Annotated in this window: 16 protein-coding genes and 1 pseudogene; 2 read left to right on the top strand and 15 right to left on the bottom strand. The window is 67.4% G+C overall.

Annotated elements, in window-relative coordinates; genetic code table 11:
• Positions 1 to 79: 79 nt before the first annotated feature.
• The 8 genes from glp to AAFF19_RS15225 form a co-directional block, all read right to left on the bottom strand.
• Positions 80 to 1,435 (bottom strand): gephyrin-like molybdotransferase Glp, encoded by a 1,356-nt coding sequence (glp, locus tag AAFF19_RS15260; RefSeq protein ID WP_342720496.1) that lies wholly within the window; start codon positions 1,433 to 1,435, stop codon positions 80 to 82.
• Between the two features lie 57 nt (positions 1,436 to 1,492).
• A complete protein-coding gene (gene mobA / locus AAFF19_RS15255; RefSeq protein ID WP_342720495.1) occupies positions 1,493 to 2,131 on the bottom strand; it encodes a molybdenum cofactor guanylyltransferase MobA in 639 nt (212 codons plus the stop codon).
• A gap of 154 nt (positions 2,132 to 2,285) precedes the next feature.
• Positions 2,286 to 3,422 carry a GTP 3',8-cyclase MoaA gene (gene moaA / locus AAFF19_RS15250; RefSeq protein WP_342720494.1) on the bottom strand — a complete coding sequence of 379 codons (1,137 nt, stop codon included), beginning with the start codon at positions 3,420 to 3,422 and terminating at the stop codon, positions 2,286 to 2,288.
• Between the two features lie 53 nt (positions 3,423 to 3,475).
• Positions 3,476 to 3,895 (bottom strand): BLUF domain-containing protein, encoded by a 420-nt coding sequence (locus AAFF19_RS15245; RefSeq protein WP_008906782.1) that lies wholly within the window; start codon positions 3,893 to 3,895, stop codon positions 3,476 to 3,478.
• A gap of 96 nt (positions 3,896 to 3,991) precedes the next feature.
• Positions 3,992 to 4,753, bottom strand: a complete 762-nt coding sequence (locus tag AAFF19_RS15240) for an SDR family oxidoreductase (RefSeq protein ID WP_182118472.1) — start codon at positions 4,751 to 4,753, stop codon at positions 3,992 to 3,994.
• Between the two features lie 50 nt (positions 4,754 to 4,803).
• Positions 4,804 to 5,415 (bottom strand): DUF2889 domain-containing protein, encoded by a 612-nt coding sequence (locus AAFF19_RS15235; protein WP_182118473.1) that lies wholly within the window; start codon positions 5,413 to 5,415, stop codon positions 4,804 to 4,806.
• Positions 5,416 to 5,569: 154 nt separating this feature from the next.
• Positions 5,570 to 7,003: an aldehyde dehydrogenase family protein gene (locus tag AAFF19_RS15230; RefSeq protein ID WP_342720493.1), complete on the bottom strand. Its 1,434-nt coding sequence runs from the start codon at positions 7,001 to 7,003 to the stop codon at positions 5,570 to 5,572.
• Positions 7,004 to 7,096: 93 nt separating this feature from the next.
• A complete protein-coding gene (locus AAFF19_RS15225; RefSeq protein ID WP_182118475.1) occupies positions 7,097 to 7,801 on the bottom strand; it encodes a Crp/Fnr family transcriptional regulator in 705 nt (234 codons plus the stop codon).
• A 144-nt stretch (positions 7,802 to 7,945) separates the two neighbouring features.
• Here AAFF19_RS15225 and AAFF19_RS15220 point away from each other — a divergent pair, with 144 nt between their 5' ends.
• A complete protein-coding gene (locus tag AAFF19_RS15220; RefSeq protein ID WP_182118476.1) occupies positions 7,946 to 8,482 on the top strand; it encodes an Mpo1-like protein in 537 nt (178 codons plus the stop codon).
• A gap of 18 nt (positions 8,483 to 8,500) precedes the next feature.
• Here the strand turns inward: AAFF19_RS15220 and AAFF19_RS15215 are convergent.
• The 5 genes and pseudogenes from AAFF19_RS15215 to AAFF19_RS15195 form a co-directional block, all read right to left on the bottom strand.
• Positions 8,501 to 9,666: pseudogene (locus AAFF19_RS15215) on the bottom strand (ABC transporter permease).
• Between the two features lie 20 nt (positions 9,667 to 9,686).
• Positions 9,687 to 10,859 (bottom strand): ABC transporter permease, encoded by a 1,173-nt coding sequence (locus tag AAFF19_RS15210; RefSeq protein ID WP_182118477.1) that lies wholly within the window; start codon positions 10,857 to 10,859, stop codon positions 9,687 to 9,689.
• A gap of 51 nt (positions 10,860 to 10,910) precedes the next feature.
• Positions 10,911 to 11,885 (bottom strand): efflux RND transporter periplasmic adaptor subunit, encoded by a 975-nt coding sequence (locus AAFF19_RS15205; protein WP_182118478.1) that lies wholly within the window; start codon positions 11,883 to 11,885, stop codon positions 10,911 to 10,913.
• A gap of 5 nt (positions 11,886 to 11,890) precedes the next feature.
• Entirely contained in the window at positions 11,891 to 13,324 is a 1,434-nt protein-coding gene (locus AAFF19_RS15200) for a TolC family protein (protein WP_246330710.1), read from the bottom strand.
• Positions 13,325 to 13,342: 18 nt separating this feature from the next.
• Complete coding sequence (locus tag AAFF19_RS15195) at positions 13,343 to 14,164, bottom strand: metal-dependent hydrolase (protein ID WP_182118479.1); 822 nt, start codon at positions 14,162 to 14,164, stop codon at positions 13,343 to 13,345.
• 131 nt (positions 14,165 to 14,295) lie between these two features.
• On the opposite strand from AAFF19_RS15195, the gene AAFF19_RS15190 reads away from it, so the two are divergent.
• Positions 14,296 to 14,898 (top strand): TetR/AcrR family transcriptional regulator, encoded by a 603-nt coding sequence (locus AAFF19_RS15190; protein WP_342720492.1) that lies wholly within the window; start codon positions 14,296 to 14,298, stop codon positions 14,896 to 14,898.
• Between the two features lie 27 nt (positions 14,899 to 14,925).
• Here the strand turns inward: AAFF19_RS15190 and AAFF19_RS15185 are convergent, their stop codons facing one another.
• Both AAFF19_RS15185 and AAFF19_RS15180 read right to left on the bottom strand, forming a co-directional pair.
• Complete coding sequence (locus AAFF19_RS15185) at positions 14,926 to 17,457, bottom strand: cation-translocating P-type ATPase (protein ID WP_342721863.1); 2,532 nt, start codon at positions 17,455 to 17,457, stop codon at positions 14,926 to 14,928.
• Positions 17,458 to 17,611: 154 nt separating this feature from the next.
• Positions 17,612 to 17,776 carry a rubredoxin gene (locus AAFF19_RS15180; RefSeq protein WP_182118481.1) on the bottom strand — a complete coding sequence of 55 codons (165 nt, stop codon included), beginning with the start codon at positions 17,774 to 17,776 and terminating at the stop codon, positions 17,612 to 17,614.
• Between the last annotated feature and the right edge of the window lie 20 nt (positions 17,777 to 17,796).

Here is a 17,796-nt window from a genome sequence, read left to right as displayed (position 1 = left end):
TGTGTGAGTGGGGCGAAAAGCTGCATTCAGCTTATCCCGGTATCAGAGTGCGTGGCCCGGCTTGCGGCGCATCGCCGTGTCAGATCACGCCGTCAAACACCATCACATCCACGGCGTCGCCCACCGCTACATTGCCTTGCCCATGGTGCAGCACGATGAGCCCGTTGGCCTGCACCATGGAGCTGAGCACGCCCGAGCCCTGGTTGCCCGTGGTGCAGACCTGCAGCGTGCCGTCCGGCGCGGTGGCGACCAGGCCGCGCTGGTATTCGGTGCGGCCGGGCTTCTTGCGCATCGCTTCGGTGCTGATGGCGCGCAGTAGCGGCGGGGCGGTGTGTGTGCTGCCCATCATGCGCAGCAGGGCGGGCCGCACGAAGGCGAGAAAAGTCACCATCACCGCCACGGGGTTGCCGGGCAACCCGAACAGCACGGCGCCATGCTCAGACTGTATGCTACTGTTTTGATAGCTATCGGCGCTTGATGGATAAGCGCTGGCGTCCAATTTTGCTTGATTTTCGGCGGCGGCAATGCGCCCCACGGCCATGGGGCGGCCGGGCCGCATGGCGATGCGCCAGAAGGCCACGTCGCCCAGCTTCTTCATCATGGTGCGGGTGTGATCGGCCTCGCCCACACTCACGCCGCCGCTGGTGATGATGGCGTCGGCCTGTGCTGCGGCCTGCCGGAAGGCAGCTTCGAGCAGCGCGGGTTCGTCGCGCACCACGCCCATGTCAATCACCTCCACGCCCAGGCGGGTGAGCAGGCCAAATACGGTGTAGCGGTTGCTGTCGTACACGGCGCCTTCGCGCGGGGGATCGCCCAGGCTCAGGATCTCGTCGCCGGTGGAAAAGTAGGCCACGCGCAGGCGGCGGAACACCGTCACCGTGGGCAGGCCCAGGCTGGCCACCAGGCCCAGGGCAGCGGGCGTCAGCAGCGCGCCACGGGCCAGCGCCACACTACCCTCCATCAGGTCTTCTCCCTTGAATCGGCGGTTGTCGCCGGTCTTGAGCACATCGGCCGCGATGGTGATGCGGCCGTCGGCAGCGGCCGTGGTGAACTCCTGCGGCACCACGGTGTCGAGCCCTGCGGGCATGATGGCGCCGGTCATGATCTTCACGCACTCGCCCGCCGCCACGGTGCCCGCCCAGGCCTTGCCCGCCAGCGCCGTGCCCACCACGTGCAGCGTGAGCGGTTGCCCGGCCACCAGCTGCGCGCCTGCAAACGCATAGCCGTCCATGGCCGAGTTGTCGTGCGGGGGCACGCTGATGGGCGAAATCACATCCTGCGCCAGCACGCGGCCCAGGGCGTTGAAGAGGGGCAGGGATTCGGTGGCGGTGACGGGCTCGACCAGCCGCTCGAGGAACGCGCTGACATCGGCGGCGCTCAGGGCCTGCGGGTCGTAGCCTTGCAGCTCGGCGGCAATCTGGGCAATGGTTTTCATGGCAATCCAAGTGGGGGCGGCAGGTGGCGCAGGCACGCGGGTGCGCGGCGCCTGGCGTCAGGGCGAGGGCGTGCCGGCGCTTTCCAGCGCGTGCAGCTCGGCCAGCGTGTTGGCGTTGAAAAAGGCCTTGGGGTCATCGCCGGGCTGGTCAAAAGGCACGATGGCGCAGCGGTGCTGGCCTGTCCACGCGTCGATCTTGCGGCCACCGGCCTGGGTGAAAGCGACCAGGCTTTCGAGCAGGTCCACGCGCAGCAGGCAGAACACCGGCTGGGTGCGCACGGTGTTGTGGCCCGTGCCATCATCCTCGGGCGCGGCAGCCATGGCGATGTCGGCGCCCTCGCCATCTGCCGCAGCGGCCAGGCGCGCGGCGAGGTCCAGCGGGAACAGCGGGGTATCGCACGGCACCGTCAGCAGCCAGGGCGTCTCGCAACGCTCCAGCCCGGTGAGGAAACCGGCCAGCGGCCCCGCGTAGTCGGCCAGTACATCCGGCCACACGGGCGCGCCAAAGGCCTCGTAGGCGGCCAGGTTGCGGTTGGCGTTCACCATCACATTGCCGGTCTGCATCTGCAGCCGCATCAGCGTGTGCAGCGCCAGCGGCAGGCCGCGAAAGTTCTGCAGGCCTTTATCGACCCCGCCCATGCGGGAGCCGCGGCCTCCGGCCAGGACCAGGCCGGTGATGTCTTGGGTGTCAATCATGTTTTGAAAGGTGAGTGCTCATGCAGTGAGCGCCGCCCAGGCCCGGGCAGCCGGGCAAGGGCCGCCCCGCAGCGAGAGCTGCGTCCCCCTTCCCGCGCGCAGCGCGAGAGGAGGGGGAAGGTGCCGAAGGGGACTGAGGGGGAGGTGTCACGTGCTATCCGCCGATGTAACTCATTTCCACACGGCGGGCGCCTTGGGATGTATCCGCAGGCAGGCTGCTGCGCAGCTCCGAATAGCGGTCGTTGCGTCGCTGCCAGATGGGGGCGATGGCCGAGGCAATGGCCTCGTCGCTGGCGCCGCCGCGCAGCAGGGTGCGCAGGTCGTAGCCCTCGGACGCAAACAGGCACAGGTAGAGCTTGCCTTCGGTGGACAGGCGGGCGCGGTTGCAGTCGTGGCAAAAGGCCTGGGTCACGCTGCTGATCACGCCCACCTCGCCCAGGGCGGGGTCATATTGGCCTGCAGCATTGGCGTAGCCCCAGCGCTCGGCAGTTTCGCCGGGGCTGCTTGGATCCAGCTGTACCAGCGGCAGCTCGGCGCGCAGGCGCTCGATCAGTTCGGCCGAGGGCAGCACTTCGTCCATGCGCCAGCCGTTGGTGGCGCCCACGTCCATGTATTCGATGAAGCGCAGCGTGGTGCCCGTGCCGCGAAAGTGGCGCGCCATGGGCAATATCTCGTCGTCGTTGGTGCCGCGCTTGACCACCATGTTGACCTTGATGTGCGACAGGCCCGCAGCGTGCGCGGCCTCGATGCCCGCCAGCACATCCGCCACCGGAAAGTCCACATCGTTCATGCGGCGAAAGACCGTGTCGTCCAGGCCGTCCAGGCTCACGGTCACGCGGTTCAGGCCGGCGTCTTTCAGCGCTTTGGCCTTGCGCGCCAGCAGGGATCCGTTGGTGGTGAGCGTGAGGTCGGGCGCCAGCCCGTCCACCGTGCGCAGCCGGGCCAGTTGGGCGACGAGGTCTTCGAGGTTCTTGCGCAGTAGGGGCTCGCCGCCGGTCAGGCGTATCTTGCGCACGCCATGCGCCAGAAAGAGCCGCGCCAGCCGCGTGATCTCTTCAAAGCTCAGCAGGGCGCTGTGCGGCAGGTAGGGGTAGTCCTTGTCGAACACTTCCTTGGGCATGCAGTAGTTGCAGCGGAAGTTGCAGCGGTCCGTCACGCTGATGCGCAGGTCGCGCAGCGGGCGGCCCCGGGTGTCGGTGAGCAGGCCTGTGGGCGCTACCAGGCGATCAGGCACCTGGGCCACACGGGCGGCCAGACGTTCATCGACGAGCGGAATGACGCGTTCAGCCATGGGCGGACTCGTAGAGCGGCGGTGCAGAGGGTGGGTGCATGCGCCGCATTTTCTCACTCCAGCCAGCGCACGTTCTGCAGGATTTCGTCAAAGAAGCTGCGCAGCGTCAAGGTGCTCATGCTGAACGGGTCAAACTCGTTGCTGCTGGAGTACTTGAGGAACAGCTGGCGGTTGGCATCCACCGACCCCAAAAGCCCCATGGACCAGCTGGCAAACCGCCGGTGCGGGATCTCGCAAAAGTCCAGCACTGCCGTGTCCTTGTGGCGCGAATCCTTGAGAAGCCGGTGGTACAGCGCGTTCACCGCAGTGCGGTCGCCTTCGAGCTGCTGCAGGAAGATGCCGTGGTTCAGGCACAGCGCGCCCGTGATGCCCGCGCGGGCGTTGTTACGCTGGGATGCGCCCAGGATGTCCTTGACATCGGCGGGGCCCAGCACGCGCGAGGTGCGGCTCGCGTAGGTAAGTTGTATCAACATGTTTGCCTCCTGAAACGCGGAGTGTGTCAGGTTTGGCCCCCCGCGGCCGGTGGGCGCGGCAATGCCCCTTGGCGGGCGACGGGCGGCGCAGCAGCGCTACACGCAGCGCCCGCCGTCCACTTCAATGCACACGCCGCTCACAAACGCGGCCTCGTCGCTGGCCAGGTACAGCGCCGCATTGGCCACATCCAGCGCGGTGGAAAAGCGCCCCAGCGGAATGGTGGCCAGAAACTTGGCGCGGCGCGCCTCGTCCACCGGGCCACCGGCAAACTCGGCGGCCAGGCCGGTGTCGGGGTTGAACACGGGGTTGATGCAGTTGACGCGAATGTTGTCCGGGCCCAGTTCTGCCGCCATGGACTTGCTGGTGATGATGACCGCGCCCTTGGAGCCGTTGTACCAGGTCAGGCCCGGGCGGGGCCGCAGCCCTGCTGTGGAGGCGATGTTGATGATGCTGCCGCCCCCCGCCTGGCGCAGCGCGGGCACGGCGTGGATGGCGCTCAGGTAGATGCTCTTCATGTTGATGGCATAGACCTTGTCGAACTCTTCCTCGCTCACCTCCAGCATGGGGCGGTTGCGGTGTGTCCAGCCTGCGTTGTTGACCACCACGTCCAGGCGGCCGTACAGGCGCACGGCTTCATCCACCATCGCCTTGACCTCGGCGGACTTCGTTACGTCGGCCTTGAAGAAGGCCGCCGTGCCACCGGCCGCCGTGATCTCGTCCACCACGCGCTGGCCGCCCGCCTCGTTGATGTCGTTCACGATCACATTGCCGCCCTCGGCCGCCAGGCGCTTGGCGATGCCTTCGCCAATGCCGTTGCCGGCGCCGGTGACGATGATGGACTTGTTCGAAACGCGCATGGAATGGCTCCTTGGACTGTTCAAAATTGATAGCTGGTGGCGCTTGATCATCAAGCGCTAGAGGCTGATTTGACTGGTATTTCTTCGCCTGCAGGCGGTTCCACGGCCCGGGCGGCCTGGGGCGCACGGCCGTAGAACTGGGGGAAAAACTCTTTCACGCCCTGGCCGTTGAAGTCCCACCCCGTGCACTGGCCCAGATGGCGCGGTGGCTCGTCGGGGTGGCTGGCGGCAAACACCGCAGGCACCGACTGGAACGCCGCTGTGGCCAGGTTGAACAGCAGCTCGCGCAGGTGCGTGCAGCTTTCCACGCCGCCCAGGTGTTTCTGGATGGCCTGGCGCCAGCCGCGCGCCATGCTGCAGCCCACCATGCGCTGCAGCGCAGCTTGGGCCTCGGTGCAGCCTTTGAGCGGGTGCGAGTCCATGGCCACATCCACCGCCTGCACCACCAGCTGGCGGTTCACGGTCACGCGCAGCCACATGTGGTGGATGGCCTCACCCGCCAGGCGCGTGCGCGTCGGGTCGCGGTGCGAGGGGGCATCAAACGCCTTGCTGTCGTGCAGCTCGCCTTCGATGTCCCACAGGCCATCGTCGCGTTCAAAGCCCTGGTAGTTCACCCGGCGGACATGCTTCAGGGTGCGGGGGGCGGGGGGGCTCAGGGGCATTCGCTTCTATCGTGGTTGGTAGCGAGGTATTGAAACTGGCGCGGTCTAAGCGAGTGCCGCCGCGCAGGGGCCGCCAAGCCGCGCATGCGGCGCCTGGCTTGCGTGCGCTGGCGGCGTCCCCCTGCAGGGGGAAGACGCGAAGCGGCTCAGGGGGTTACCCATATTTGATGGCAACGGTCTTCAGAGTGGTGAAGCCGTACAGCGCTTCAAAACCTTTTTCGCGCCCGTAGCCGCTGGATTTGACGCCGCCAAACGGCAGCTCCACACCGCCCGCAGCGCCATAGTTGTTGATGAACACCTGCCCGCTGTGCACGCGCTTGGCCATGCGGAACTGGCGGGCGCCGTCGCGTGTCCAGATGCCCGCGACCAGGCCGAACTGCGTGGCGTTGGCCAGCTCCACGGCGTGGTCTTCGTCTTGGAAGGCCATGGCCGACAGCACGGGTCCGAACACTTCTTCCTGCGCAAGGCGGTGGCCTACCGGTACATCGCGCAGCAGGGTCGGGGCCTGGTAGTAGCCGGTCTCGGGCGCTTCGTCCACCACCACGCCCTGCGCCACCATGGGGATGCCAGCGACCTGCGCGTCCGACAGGAAATCCCACACGCGCTGCTGTTGCGTCTGGCGGATCAGCGGGCCAACGTCCAGGTCCATGGCCGCGGGGCCGACGCGCAGCTTTTCAAACGCCTTGCCCAGGCGCTCCAGCAGCGGTTCGTAAATCAGCGAGTCGATCAGCACGCGCGATCCTGCCGAGCATGTCTGCCCGGCGTTCTGCACGATGGCGTTGATGACCACGGGGATCGCGGCATCGAGGTCCGCATCCGCAAAGATGATCTGCGGGCTTTTGCCGCCCAGCTCCAGCGTCACGGGGCAGTGGCGCTCTGCCGCCACCTGCTGGATCAGCGTGCCGATCTTGGGGCTGCCGGTGAAGCTGATGTGGTCGATGCCGGGGTGGCGCGCCAATGCGTCGCCCACCTCGTGGCCGTAGCCGGTGACGATGTTGAGCGCACCGGCAGGAAACCCCACCTCGGCCGCCAGCTGCGCCACGCGGATCAGCGACAGGCACGCGTCTTCCGCCGGTTTGACCACGCACACATTGCCCGCAGCCAGGGCGCCGCCCACGCTGCGGCCAAAGATCTGCATGGGGTAGTTCCAGGGGATCACATGGCCTGTGACGCCATGCGGCTCGCGCCAGGTCAGCACGCTGTAGCCGTCGGGGTAGGGGATCGTCTCGCCGTGGAACTTGTCGCACGCACCGGCGTAGAACTCGAAGTAGCGCGCCAGGGCAACCGCATCGGCGCGCGCCTGCTTGGTGGGCTTGCCGCAGTCGCGCTGCTCCAGCGCCGTCAACTCGTCCGCATGCTCCAGGATCTTGGCCGAGAGATTTTGCAGCAACCGGCCGCGTTCGACCGGGGCCAGCTTTTGCCACACCGCGTGGTAGCACTGGCGCGCCGCATGCACCGCCGTGTCGATGTCGTCGGCATTGCTGCGCTGGATCTCGTCGAAGGGCTGGCCGTCGGACGGGTCGATCACGGCAATCGTGCGGCCCGAAGCGGACGGCACCGAGGCGTTGGCGATGTAGTTCAGTTGCATGGCCGTCATTTTGCCCGTAAATGAAATGTGTGCTTAGTATTTATGTAAAAACTGCCTGCAGCGCTTGTGTATAAAGCGCAAACAGCTATTTATTCAATAGCATGACGCGCGCAGGGCTGCCAGGTCCAGAATCTCCACCTCGCCCCGCTGCACGCGCACCAGGTGGCGTGCTTCGAGGTCTTTGAGGATCTGGTTGGTGGTCTGGCGCGAGATGGCCAGCATCAGCGAGAGCTGCTCCTGCGAGATGCCGATCACCCGACGCGACTGGCCCTCGGCCGTCCATTGCCCGTAACCCTCGGCCATCATCACCAGGCGGCGCGCCAGGCGCTGCGGCGCGGGCAGCAGCGCCAGCTCTTCCACCGCCACAAAGGCCGAGCGGAGCTTGTCTGTCAGCAACAACGCCAGCGCGTGCCAGTGCTCGGGGTGGGCCTGCAGCCATTGCTGCAGCCTCTCGTGCGGTACCTGCAGCAGCGTGGTGGGCTCACTGGCGTGGGCGTCGTGGGTGCGGGCCGAGTTGTCGAACACCGAGATCTCGCCAAACCAGTGCGGTGGCTCCAGCCGTATCAGCAGTGCCGCGCGGGCTTCGTCGGCCCGCCCGCCGGTGCCCGAGATGCTGACCGCGCCGCGCACCACCGCATACAGCCCGCAAGGCGCATCGCCGCGCAGAAACAGCACCTCCCCGGTGTGCAGATGCCGCACCTGCGCCATGGCCAGAAGCGGCTGGCCAAAGTCGGGCGGCAGGTGGGCAAACCAGCGGCCGGACTGGAGAACGGGCAGAAAGGCAGCGGGTTCGGTCATGCAGGAAAGGGGGTGGAAGAGGGTGGCAGGCGCCAGCGGCCAAGTGTGGGGCAGTGGCAGCGTGATTTGTCGTGTGCACGACAGACGTTGGCGCCGTGGCAGAGCGAGTATTGATGCTGCTCAAAACACTACCGGGAGACACCCATGAAAACCCTGATCGACCACCTGGCCCAGTACGCCGCCTACCACCGCGATCCGCGCAACATCCACACCCATTTTGTGGGCGTGCCCATGATCATGTTTGCCGTGGTCATCCTGCTGTCACGCCCCACCTGGCAGATGGGCGACCTGCCCATGAGCCCCGCGCTGCTGGCGGCCCTGGCGAGTTGCTTCTTTTACTTCCGGCTCGACTTTCGCTACGGCGTGACCATGGCTGCGCTGCTGTCGGCCATGCTGGTGGGCGGCCAGTGGCTGGCGGTGCAGACCACCGCGCTGTGGCTGGCCTCGGGTATCGGGCTGTTTGTGGTGGGTTGGGTGATCCAGTTTGTGGGCCACTACTACGAGGGGCGCAAACCGGCGTTTGTGGACGACCTGATGGGCCTCATCGTGGGGCCGCTGTTTGTGGTGGCCGAACTCGGGTTCTTGGTGGGCCTGCGCAAAGAGGTGCAAAAGGCAATGGAAGAGCGCAGTGGCCCCGTGCGCCTGCGGACAGGGCCCCAGGCTGCTGCCCACCCCCAGTGAGTAGTGATCGCTGACTGATCAGTGCGCGGCAGGTTGGGGCAAGGCTGCGCGCGCAGGGCCGGCCTTGACCAGCACGGCGGCCGTGCACACCGCACCCAGCGCCACCAGCGCACACAGGTAGGGCAGGGCCGCAGACAGCGGCGCCCCCAGCTGATTGAGCCGCAGCGACGCCTGCACCCCGGACGTGCTGGGCAGCAGCCAGCGCAGCCACTGCAGCGGCTCGGGCAGCGCCTCTGTCGGCCACGAGAACCCGGCCACGAAGGCGATGGGCAGTGTGGTCCACAGCAGCACCTGCAGCGCGCGTTCGCGGTTGCCAAACCACAGGCCCAGCAGCGCCCCCAGCGCCGCGATGGCCGGGATGTAGCAGGCCAGCAGCGCCAGTGCGCCCAGCGGGTTGCCGCCACGGGGTAGTCGTGCAGCAGAAAGATCCAGCCAAAGTAGAAGAGGCCACTGGCCCAGCCCAGCGTGCTCAGGGCCAGCAGGCGGCCCAGCCAGGTGGTGGCGTGGGCGCGGTGCTGGCCACTTTCCACCCATGTGCCGGTGAGCATGGCAGCGCCCATCAGCAGGGTCTGCTGCAGGATGAGCAGTGCCACGGCGGGCACCACAAAGCTGCCGTAGCCCTCGGTGGGGTTGAACAGCGCCACCATTTGCAACTGCACTGGCGCGCGGCTGGCACGGGCCTGCTGGGCGCTCTGGCCGCTGGCCTGCAGCTGGCGGATTTCGACGCCTGCCGACACGGCGCCCACCGCTTCGGCAAAGCCGTACTGCACAGCCTTGTTGAGCAGTGCATAGGCACCGTTGGCCTCGATGCTGACCACGGCACTTTCACCGCGCACCACACTGCGCTTGAGATGCGCAGGGATCAGCACGTAGCCTTCTATCTCGCCACGCCACAGCGCCTCCTGCGCCTCGCGCTCGTTGCCCGTTAACAGGCGCACGTCAATGCGCGGGTCGGCATCGGCAAAGCGGGCGATCTGGCGCGACAGGCTGGTGCGGTCCATGTCCACCACGGCCACCTGCACGCGGGTGAGCACCTCATCGGCGTAGAACCAGGGGTAGAAAAAGCCGTAGAGCACGGGTGCACCGATGAGCAGCAGCAGAACGCCCTTGTCGCGCACCACGGCGGCCAGCGCTTGCAGCCAGGCCCGCAGAAGGCCCTGGGGTGGTGGTGTCACCACCGGCATGGGTTTGATCGTGGCATTCATCAGCGGCTTCCCCAGGTGTGAGGGCTGCGGTGGGCCACGCTGAGGGCGATGGCGCCCACCAGCCACAGCACGGCCGTGGCGATCATCAGCGCCACCATGGTCGACACGCTGGTTGCCAGCGGCGCGCCCATCTGCAGCTGCTCGATCTGCAGGCGGATGTAGTGGGTGAACGGCATGGCCTCGGCCCAGGCGCGGGCGCTGCCTGGCATGCCTGCCAGCGGAAACGCAACGCCGCTGAACGCAAACGCCGGTGCCGCAAAAAATCCCGTCCCCGACAAGGCGGTGCGCAAAGACCGTGTGATGCCCGCCAGCGCAGCGCCCGCCATCAGCGACACGGCCATCAGCAAAGCCAGCGCCTCAGCCACCCACCCGAGGTTGCCCGGCGGGTGCCAGCCGCGCCCCCAGGTAATTCCCACCAGCGCCAGCAGGCCCACCAGCGTGAGGGAAGCCCAAGGCAAGGCCAGCTTGCCGATCAGCGCACCAGCTATGTTCGGCAGCCCGCCCGACCCCAGCCACTCGCCCACGGTGCGGTCACGCAGCTCGCGCCCGACAGCCCAGGCACCGGCCGTCATGGCCAGGATGTGCAGCAGCGCAGGGATCAGCGCCGCCCCCAGAAACTGCTCGTAGTTGCTCGACACATTGAACAGCGCCACCATCTGTGTGTGGATGGGCTCCATGCTCACGTGCACGGCCTGGGCGCTTTCGCCGCGCCGGTTGCGCGCGGCCATTTCGATGCCGGCCGACAGCGTGCCCACCACCGCGCGCACATCGCGTTGCAACACGCCTGAATGCGTGCCCAGCTGCGCGTTGTGCAGCAGCGTGACCTGTGTGGCACGCCCCTCCTTGACCGTGCGCGCAAAGTCGCGCGGCACGGTGATGACGGCATACACCTGCACGTTGCGCAAGGCGCGTTCGGCCTCGGCGTGGTTGGCATGGTGCCGGGTGACGCGCAGGCCCGGCGTGGCGTCCAGCATGCGCACCAGCTGGCGCGACAGGCTCGACTGGTCGGCATCCACCACGCCCACGGGAAGGTGGCGAGGCAGTCCGGCCGAGAACACCCACCACATCAGCGCCACGGCGAGCAGCGGCACCCAGGTGACCATGGCCAGGTCCCACGGGCTGGCGCCCAGGCGGCGGGATTCGCGGGTGAGGCTTTTTACTATTGAATTCATAGCTTTTGGCGCTTGATGGATAAGCGCCAGAGGCCTTTTTGACTCTAATTTTTAAAGTACCAGCACCGTCATGCCGGGGCGCGCGCCTTCGATGGGCGCGGCCGGGCGCGCTCGCACTTCAAAGGTGCGGGCGTCAAAGCCATGGCCTGCGCGCGTGGCGCGCCAGGTGGCAAAGTCCGGCAGCGCGGCCGTGTGATAGACCTTGAACCTCACCGGCTTGCTGCCCAGCGCGGGCAATGTGGCGTCAAACTCGCTGCCGATGGCAAAGCGTTGCAGGCGGTCCTCGCGCACGTTCAGCACCATCCACTGGTCCTTCAGGTCCACCACCGTGACCACGGCCACGCCCTGGGGCGACAGCTCGCCCGTTCGGGCCAGCACCTTGGCCACTTCGCCGGCCACGGGGCTCTTGAGCTCGGTCTCGGCCTGTGCCGCCCGCACCTCCGCCACCACGCCCGCCACCTGGCGCGCCTGGGCGCTGGCGGCAGAGCGGTCTTCGGTGCGGGCCCCGGCGCGGGCCAGGTCGTACTGAGCCTTGGCGGCCAGCGCCTGGTCGCGCGCGGCCTTGAAGTTGGCCTCGGCCTCGTCGCGTTTTTGCGCGGCCACCAGGCCCTCGCGGGCCAGGCCATCCACGCGTTTGAAGGACGAATCGGCCAGATCGGCGGCGGCCACGGCGCGCTGCCAGTTCAGTCGGGCCATCTCAATTTCTTGCGGGCGTGCGCCGTGCTGGGCCTTGTCGGCCACCGCCTGGGCAGCCTCTTGCGCCGCCGTGGCCTGGGCCAGCTTGGCTTGCACCTCGGGGCTGTCCATGCGGATCAGCGGGGCGCCCACGGTGATCTGGTCGCCTTCCTTCACCAGGATCTGCGCGATGCGCGCGGTGACCTTGGGGGCGATGTCGGCCTCTTGCGCTTCGATCTGGCCCTGGAACACCTCGGGCGCGGGCTGCGAGGCCTTCCACAGGCCAACGCCCACAAAGCCTGCCACGGCCACAAAGGCCACTGCGCCGACGGCTGCTGTTTTCTTGCTCATGCTCTTCACTCCACTTTCAGCGCATCAGCGCGCGCCATGTATTTGCCAAAGTCTTCCGACAGGCCACAGGCCTCCAGCAAGTCGGCCAGCGCCCTTACGTAGTCGTGCGCGGCCTGGGCGCGTTCGGTATGCGCCTTGGCCTGGTTGACCTGGGCGTCGATCAGGTCCAGCGTGGTGCTGGTGCCAGCCTTCAGGCCGGAGGTGCGCAGGCGCAGCACTTCGTCGGCCAGATCCAGCCCCGGTTGCAGCGCAAAGTAGGCGCGGCGCGCCTGCTCCAGGGCCAGCCAGCGCTTTTCCACCAGCAGGGCGATGTCGTTCTGCGCCTGCGCGCCGGTGCGCTCGGCCTGCTCGATCTGGCGGCTGGACGATTCAGCGAGCGCGTTGCGGTCGATGGAATCGAACAGCGTCCAGCGCACGCCCACCCCGACCACCCAGTCTGCGTCGCGGCCGGTCTTGAGCTGGCGCTGGCCGAACGCAAACACCTGCGGCTTGCGCAAGGCCTCCTGCGCGGCATGCAGTTGCGTGGCTTGCTCTTTTTTGGCGGCCACCTTGTCCAGCCCGGGGTGGCGGGCCAAGGCGGTGTCGATGAAGTGGGGCAGGGGCTCGACCGGCTGGCTCAGCACAAACAGGGGGCTGGTGGGCGTGACAGGGTCGGTCGCCTTGAGGGTGCGCGTCAGGGCCGTGGCGGCCAGCTCCGCGTCGTCGCGGGCTTTGCGGGCGTTGCGGCGGGCGTCTTCCAGGGCCGAGCGGGCCTGCAGCCGATCCACCCGGGCGATCACGCCGGCGTCCAGCATCTTCTGCGCGGCGGCGTCGTGCTGTTCGATGGTGGCAAGGGCCGATTCGCGCAGCAGGGCAGCGCGCTCGGCCAGCTGGGCGCCAAAGTAGCGCTGCACCAGCAGGGTGGTGGCCTCATGGCCGGTTTTGGCGGCGTCGGCCTGGGCTTCTTGGGCTTGGGCATCCAGCAGGCCACGGGCTGCGTTGCTGGCGCCGCCCATGTACAGGGGCCAGATGGCGGAGACCGACGCGGTGGTATCACTCTTGCTGCGGTGGAGCGTGTAGCCCGGCGGCAGGTGGGGCATCTGCGCCAGCGGGCCCGCAAGCTGCGGCGGCAGTTGCGACAGCACACCGGGCAGGGCCTGGTTCAGCGGGTTCAGGTCCACATCCAGGTTGGCGTTGTAGCGGTAGGCAGCGCCGGTCAGATTGACCACCGGGCCACCCAGGCGCTGCAGGGCGTCGCGGCGCAGCTGGGCGCCTTCGACGGCGTTGCGCGACGCAGCCAGCTGGTCGGAGCGCTGCTGCAGCTGCTGCAGCGCGGCGTCAAAAGCCATGGGCGCAGCCTGGGTCTGCACTGGCATCAGCGCCAGTGGAGCCGATGCGATCAGGCAAAGCAAAGCTTCGCCTACCCGGCCGGTGTGCCGGGGCGTTTTCTTTGAAGTCATGGTTTCAGGTTGTTGTGGTCAGCGCGCGCCCACGGGTGTGTAGGCGTCGCTGTGGTCCGCCAGCCACCGCTGTGACAGATCGGTGCCGTGCTGGCTGGGGTGAAAGTCGCGCCGCAGGTATTCGCGCCACGGGCGCCAGGTTTCGCGAACCAGGCCGCCCTTGCCAAACAGCGTGCGCGCCGCGCTCGTCAAGGTGCTCCACTTCCACAGCGTTCCGCTTTTGTGCAGGTTCAGCACCGTCTGGCGCAGCACGTCGCCCAGGAACACCACGGTGATGCGGCGAAACCATGTGATGCGCCACTCGTGGTTTCCGCCCAGGGCCTGGTAGATGTCAAAGGCAGTGTTCTTGTGCTCAGACTCTTCGGCGCAGTGCCATTGCCACATTGTGGCCAGGCGCGGCTCGGCACCCTGCAGCGCCTCGGGGTGGGCCAGCAGCCATTCGGCCAGCAGGGCGGTGAAGTGTTCGTTGGCGGCCGTCACGGCCAGCGGGTGGCGCGGGTCGGCACCCGCAAACAGTTTCATGCGCTCCTGCGCACGCGGGGCCCATGCGTTGACGAGGCCCTGCCGGTCGAGGTGGCCGTTGAACAGCGCGTGGATGCGGCGGTGGGTGGCCTCTTGCCCGATGAAGCCCCGCACTTCGTCTGCAAATTGCGCTTGCTTGTCGACGGGCAAGGCCTTGTGACCGTCTCGGACCGCGTCGATGAAGAACTGCTCGCCCACCGGAAAGCTCATCGACAGCGCGTTGAACAGCGCCGTACGAAACGCATCGCCGCCACACCATTGGCGCTCGAAAGGGGTTTCCAAGTCTATCAGCAGGCGGCGGACGACGAGTTCGGTCATGGGGCAATCTCCGGGATCGGGCTGCGGGGGAAGAACGGGTTGGTACTTGATGGTACCAGTGGTTTGTATGATGCAGGTCAAATGTGGTACTGTCAAGTACCTAATGCAAATTCACCACCCTCTGACCCGCCATGACCGAAGCCCTTTCCCCCGCAGCAGACAACGTCCACCGCGCCCGGCTGCTGGAGGGCATGGCCCGCGCGGTGGCTGCCAAGGGCTATGCCGACACCACCATTGCCGACATCGTGCGCGAAGCCAGCGTGTCACGCCGCACCTTCTACGAAAACTTTGCCGACAAGGCCGAGTGTCTGATCGCCCTGTACGAGGCCGCCAGCGGCAACGCCATCGCGGTGCTGCGCGCTGCCATCGACCCGCACAGCGACTGGCAGACCCAGGTGGAGCAGGCCATGGGCGCCTACTTCGGCGTGCTGGCCCGCAACCCCGTGCTGCTGCGCACCTTGTTCATCGAGATACTGGGACTGGGCAGCGCAGGCTTGGCAGCGCGCCGCCGCGCCAACAAACAGCTGGCCGATTTGATGCTGGATGTCGTGAACAACCGTCCCGGCGAGCGCAAGCGCAAGGCACCGCTGCAGCCCATGATGGCCATGGCGGTGGTGGGGGGCATCAACGAGATGGTGCTGCAATCCATCGAGCAGGAGCGTGCCGGGCAGCTGCATGAGCTGGTGGAGCCCGCAGCAACCTTGCTGCGGGCGGCGATTTCGGCAGAGTTCTAAGGCGTTCTGCCGCTGCTGCCGAAAGGGTCAGACAGGCGAAGGGGTGCGTGCCGGCGCGGTGGGCCGAAGCCACTGTGTGTTGGCTGCAAACACCACCACCAGCGCCAGCCCGGCCAGCACCGCCATGAGCCAGTGCAGGGGCGACAGCGGCGCAAACTTGAATGCACTGGCCAGCCATGGCACGGTGGTGATGGCCGTCAGCGCCGCCAGCGTGCCACCCATCACCCACAGGCTGACGGGTGTGAGCCCGGCCCACAAGCTGCGCAAGCGGGTCTGGCTGCTGCGGCTGGGCAGGATGAGCGCGGCGTTGGCTGCCACCAGCACCACAAACGCGGCCGTGCTGGCGGTGGCGGCCTGCGCGGGCTGGCTCAGCAGCCAGGCGTACAGGCCCACCACGGCGGCCGTCACCACGCTGCCCTGGAGCACGCTCAGCAGAATGTGGCGGGCGGTCAGCAAGGGCTCGTCAGCCCCGCGTGGCGGTTGCTGCATGAGGTCGGCAGCACCTTCTTCGGCCTCGAACACGATGGAGCAGGCCGGGTCGATGACCAGCTCCAGAAACGCGATGTGCAGCGGTGCCAGCACCAGCGGCAGCCCGAACAGCACCGGCAGCAGCGCCAGCCCAATGATGGGTACATGCACCGCCAGCGTGTAGACCATGGCCTGGCGCAGGTTGGCAAAGGTCTGCCGTCCCCGGTGAATCGCCAGCACGATGGCTGCAAAGTCGTCGTGCAGCAGCACCAGGGCAGCGGCCTCGCGCGCCACGTCGGTGCCGCGCTGGCCCATGGCGATGCCGATGTGTGCCGCCTTGAGGGCAGGGGCGTCGTTCACGCCGTCACCGGTCATGGCCACCACCTCGCCCTGGGCCTTGAGGGCTTCCACCAGCGCCAGCTTCTGGTGTGGCTTGATGCGTGCAAACACGCTGACCTGCCGGGCTTTGCTGGTGAGCATGTCGGGGGACATCGAGGCCATTTCATCGCCGGTCACGACCTGGTCGTGGGCGATTCCCGCCTGGGCTGCAATGGCGCGCGCGGTGCGGGGGTGGTCACCGGTGATCATCACCACGCGAATGCCCGCCTGGCGGCACTGTGCAATGGCCTCTGGCACCTCGGGGCGCAGCGGGTCGGCGAGGGCCACCAGGCCCAGCCATTCAAAGTCAAAGTCGTGCTGGGCGTCGGGCCAGGTGTCTTGCGTATGGTGCCGGGCCTTGGCCACGCCCAGCACCCGCAGACCCCGGTCGGCCAGGCGCGCGGCCTGGGCGCTGACGGCAGCGCGCTCGGCGTCGGGCAGGTGGCACAGGTCGGCCACGGCTTCGGGCGCGCCCTTGGTGGCTACTGTGTCGTGTGCCGAGGTGCCATCGCGCCACAGGTGGCTCATGGCCAGCAGCTGGGGCGACAGCTCATATTCGCGCGCCAGCGACCAGGCGGGGTGCAGGTGTTCGGTGTCCACCAGGTGGTCCGCCGCCATGCGATGAAAGGCCTGCTCCATGGGGTCGTGGGGCTCGATCTCGCTGGCCAGCACGGCGTATTCGAGCAGCTCGTGGAAGGCATCGGGCAGCGCGCTGCCATCCGCTGCGGCGGGCAGGTTCTGCACATCCAGCTCATGCCCTGCAATGCAGAGCGCCGCCACTGCCATGCGGTTTTGCGTGAGGGTGCCGGTCTTGTCCACACACAACACGGTGGTCTGGCCCAGCGTCTCGATGGCGTTGAGCCGCCGCGTCAGCACCTGCTGCGCCGCCAGCCGCCGCGCGGCCAGGGCCAGGAAGATGATCATGATCACGGGCAACTCTTGCGGTAGCACCCCCATGGCCAGCGTGATGCCTGCCAGCACGGCCTGCAGCCAGTCGCCCCGCAGCGCCCAGAACAGGGCCACCAGCAGCGCACACAGCGTAAGGCCGATGGCCACCAGCTTGCGCGTGAGCCGCGCCATTTCTTCGCGCAGCGGCGAGGCCTGCAGGGCAATGGTGTCCAGCGACTGGCCGATGCGGCCCAGCTCGGTATGCCGCCCCACGGCCGTCACCTCCAGCAGGCCCTGGCCGCTGACCACCAGCGTGCCTGCAAATACCTTGTCGGCAATCTGCTTGGCCACAGGCTCGGATTCACCCGTCAGCATCGACTCGTTGGTGGCCAGCTCGTGCGCCTGCAGCAGCGTGCCGTCGGCCGGGATGCGGTCGCCCTCGGCAATCATCAAGAGGTCTTCGCGCACCACGTCGCGGCCCGCTATGCGCACCATCGTGCCGCCTCGCACCGCCAGCGCGCGGGGGCTGGAGAGGTCGCGCAGCACATTCAGCGCGTTGTCGGTGCGGCGCTCCTGCAGCACCGTGATCGCCATGATGATGACCACAAAGCCCAGCAGGATCAGCGCCTCGTGTGCGTCGCCCATGGCGAGGTAGATGGCGCCTGCACCCAGCAGCAGCAGGAACATGGGCTCGGTGACCACGTCCCAGGCCATGTCGCGCAGCGTGCGGCGCTGGCTGATGCCCAGTTCGTTGGGGCCTTCTTCGCGCAGGCGCTGGGCGGCCAGGGCCGGGTCAAGGCCGGTGGGGGAGTCGGTAGTGGGCATGTAGAGCGTGAGGCTGCGTTGCACAGGGGATGCAATGGTGAAAGAGCCTGTTGAAGAGCCCTTGCGAGATCGTCATCAGGCCTTGACGGTTATACCGCGCGCCGATGTCTGCAACCCTGACGCAGCGCAGTGCGCTGCACCCAGTGTCCCTGCCTCACACCTCGCACATTACAAAGTCGGCCTTGCCGACATTGCACTCGGGGCAGCGCCAGTCGTCGGGCACGTTGGCCCACAAGGTTCCTGGGGCTATGCCGTCCTCCGGCAGGCCCGCAGCCTCGTCGTAGATCCAGCCGCAGACCACACACATGTAGATTTTCATGGCTTGATTTCGAAAGTGGT

It is taken from the genome of Acidovorax sp. FHTAMBA (assembly GCF_038958875.1).
Taxonomy (GTDB): domain Bacteria; phylum Pseudomonadota; class Gammaproteobacteria; order Burkholderiales; family Burkholderiaceae_C; genus Acidovorax.
This window is presented reverse-complemented; position numbering and strand designations above follow the sequence as displayed.

Excerpts from the sequence above, each read along its gene's own strand:
- mobA (WP_342720495.1), bottom strand. The coding sequence starts at position 2,131 with ATGATTGACACCCAAGACATCACCGGCCTGGTCCTGGCCGGAGGCCGC.
- AAFF19_RS15240 (WP_182118472.1), bottom strand. The coding sequence starts at position 4,753 with ATGCGCGTTTCGAACAAGTCCATCATCGTCACCGGCGCCGGCAACGGC.
- AAFF19_RS15210 (WP_182118477.1), bottom strand. The coding sequence starts at position 10,859 with ATGAATTCAATAGTAAAAAGCCTCACCCGCGAATCCCGCCGCCTGGGC.
- AAFF19_RS15220 (WP_182118476.1), top strand. The coding sequence starts at position 7,946 with ATGAAAACCCTGATCGACCACCTGGCCCAGTACGCCGCCTACCACCGC.
- glp (WP_342720496.1), bottom strand. The coding sequence starts at position 1,435 with ATGAAAACCATTGCCCAGATTGCCGCCGAGCTGCAAGGCTACGACCCG.
- AAFF19_RS15245 (WP_008906782.1), bottom strand. The coding sequence starts at position 3,895 with ATGTTGATACAACTTACCTACGCGAGCCGCACCTCGCGCGTGCTGGGC.
- AAFF19_RS15205 (WP_182118478.1), bottom strand. The coding sequence starts at position 11,885 with ATGAGCAAGAAAACAGCAGCCGTCGGCGCAGTGGCCTTTGTGGCCGTG.
- AAFF19_RS15225 (WP_182118475.1), bottom strand. The coding sequence starts at position 7,801 with ATGACCGAACCCGCTGCCTTTCTGCCCGTTCTCCAGTCCGGCCGCTGG.
- AAFF19_RS15200 (WP_246330710.1), bottom strand. The coding sequence starts at position 13,324 with ATGACTTCAAAGAAAACGCCCCGGCACACCGGCCGGGTAGGCGAAGCT.
- AAFF19_RS15185 (WP_342721863.1), bottom strand. The coding sequence starts at position 17,457 with ATGCCCACTACCGACTCCCCCACCGGCCTTGACCCGGCCCTGGCCGCC.
- moaA (WP_342720494.1), bottom strand. The coding sequence starts at position 3,422 with ATGGCTGAACGCGTCATTCCGCTCGTCGATGAACGTCTGGCCGCCCGT.
- AAFF19_RS15195 (WP_182118479.1), bottom strand. The coding sequence starts at position 14,164 with ATGACCGAACTCGTCGTCCGCCGCCTGCTGATAGACTTGGAAACCCCT.
- AAFF19_RS15230 (WP_342720493.1), bottom strand. The coding sequence starts at position 7,003 with ATGCAACTGAACTACATCGCCAACGCCTCGGTGCCGTCCGCTTCGGGC.
- AAFF19_RS15235 (WP_182118473.1), bottom strand. The coding sequence starts at position 5,415 with ATGCCCCTGAGCCCCCCCGCCCCCCGCACCCTGAAGCATGTCCGCCGG.
- AAFF19_RS15190 (WP_342720492.1), top strand. The coding sequence starts at position 14,296 with ATGACCGAAGCCCTTTCCCCCGCAGCAGACAACGTCCACCGCGCCCGG.
- AAFF19_RS15180 (WP_182118481.1), bottom strand. The coding sequence starts at position 17,776 with ATGAAAATCTACATGTGTGTGGTCTGCGGCTGGATCTACGACGAGGCT.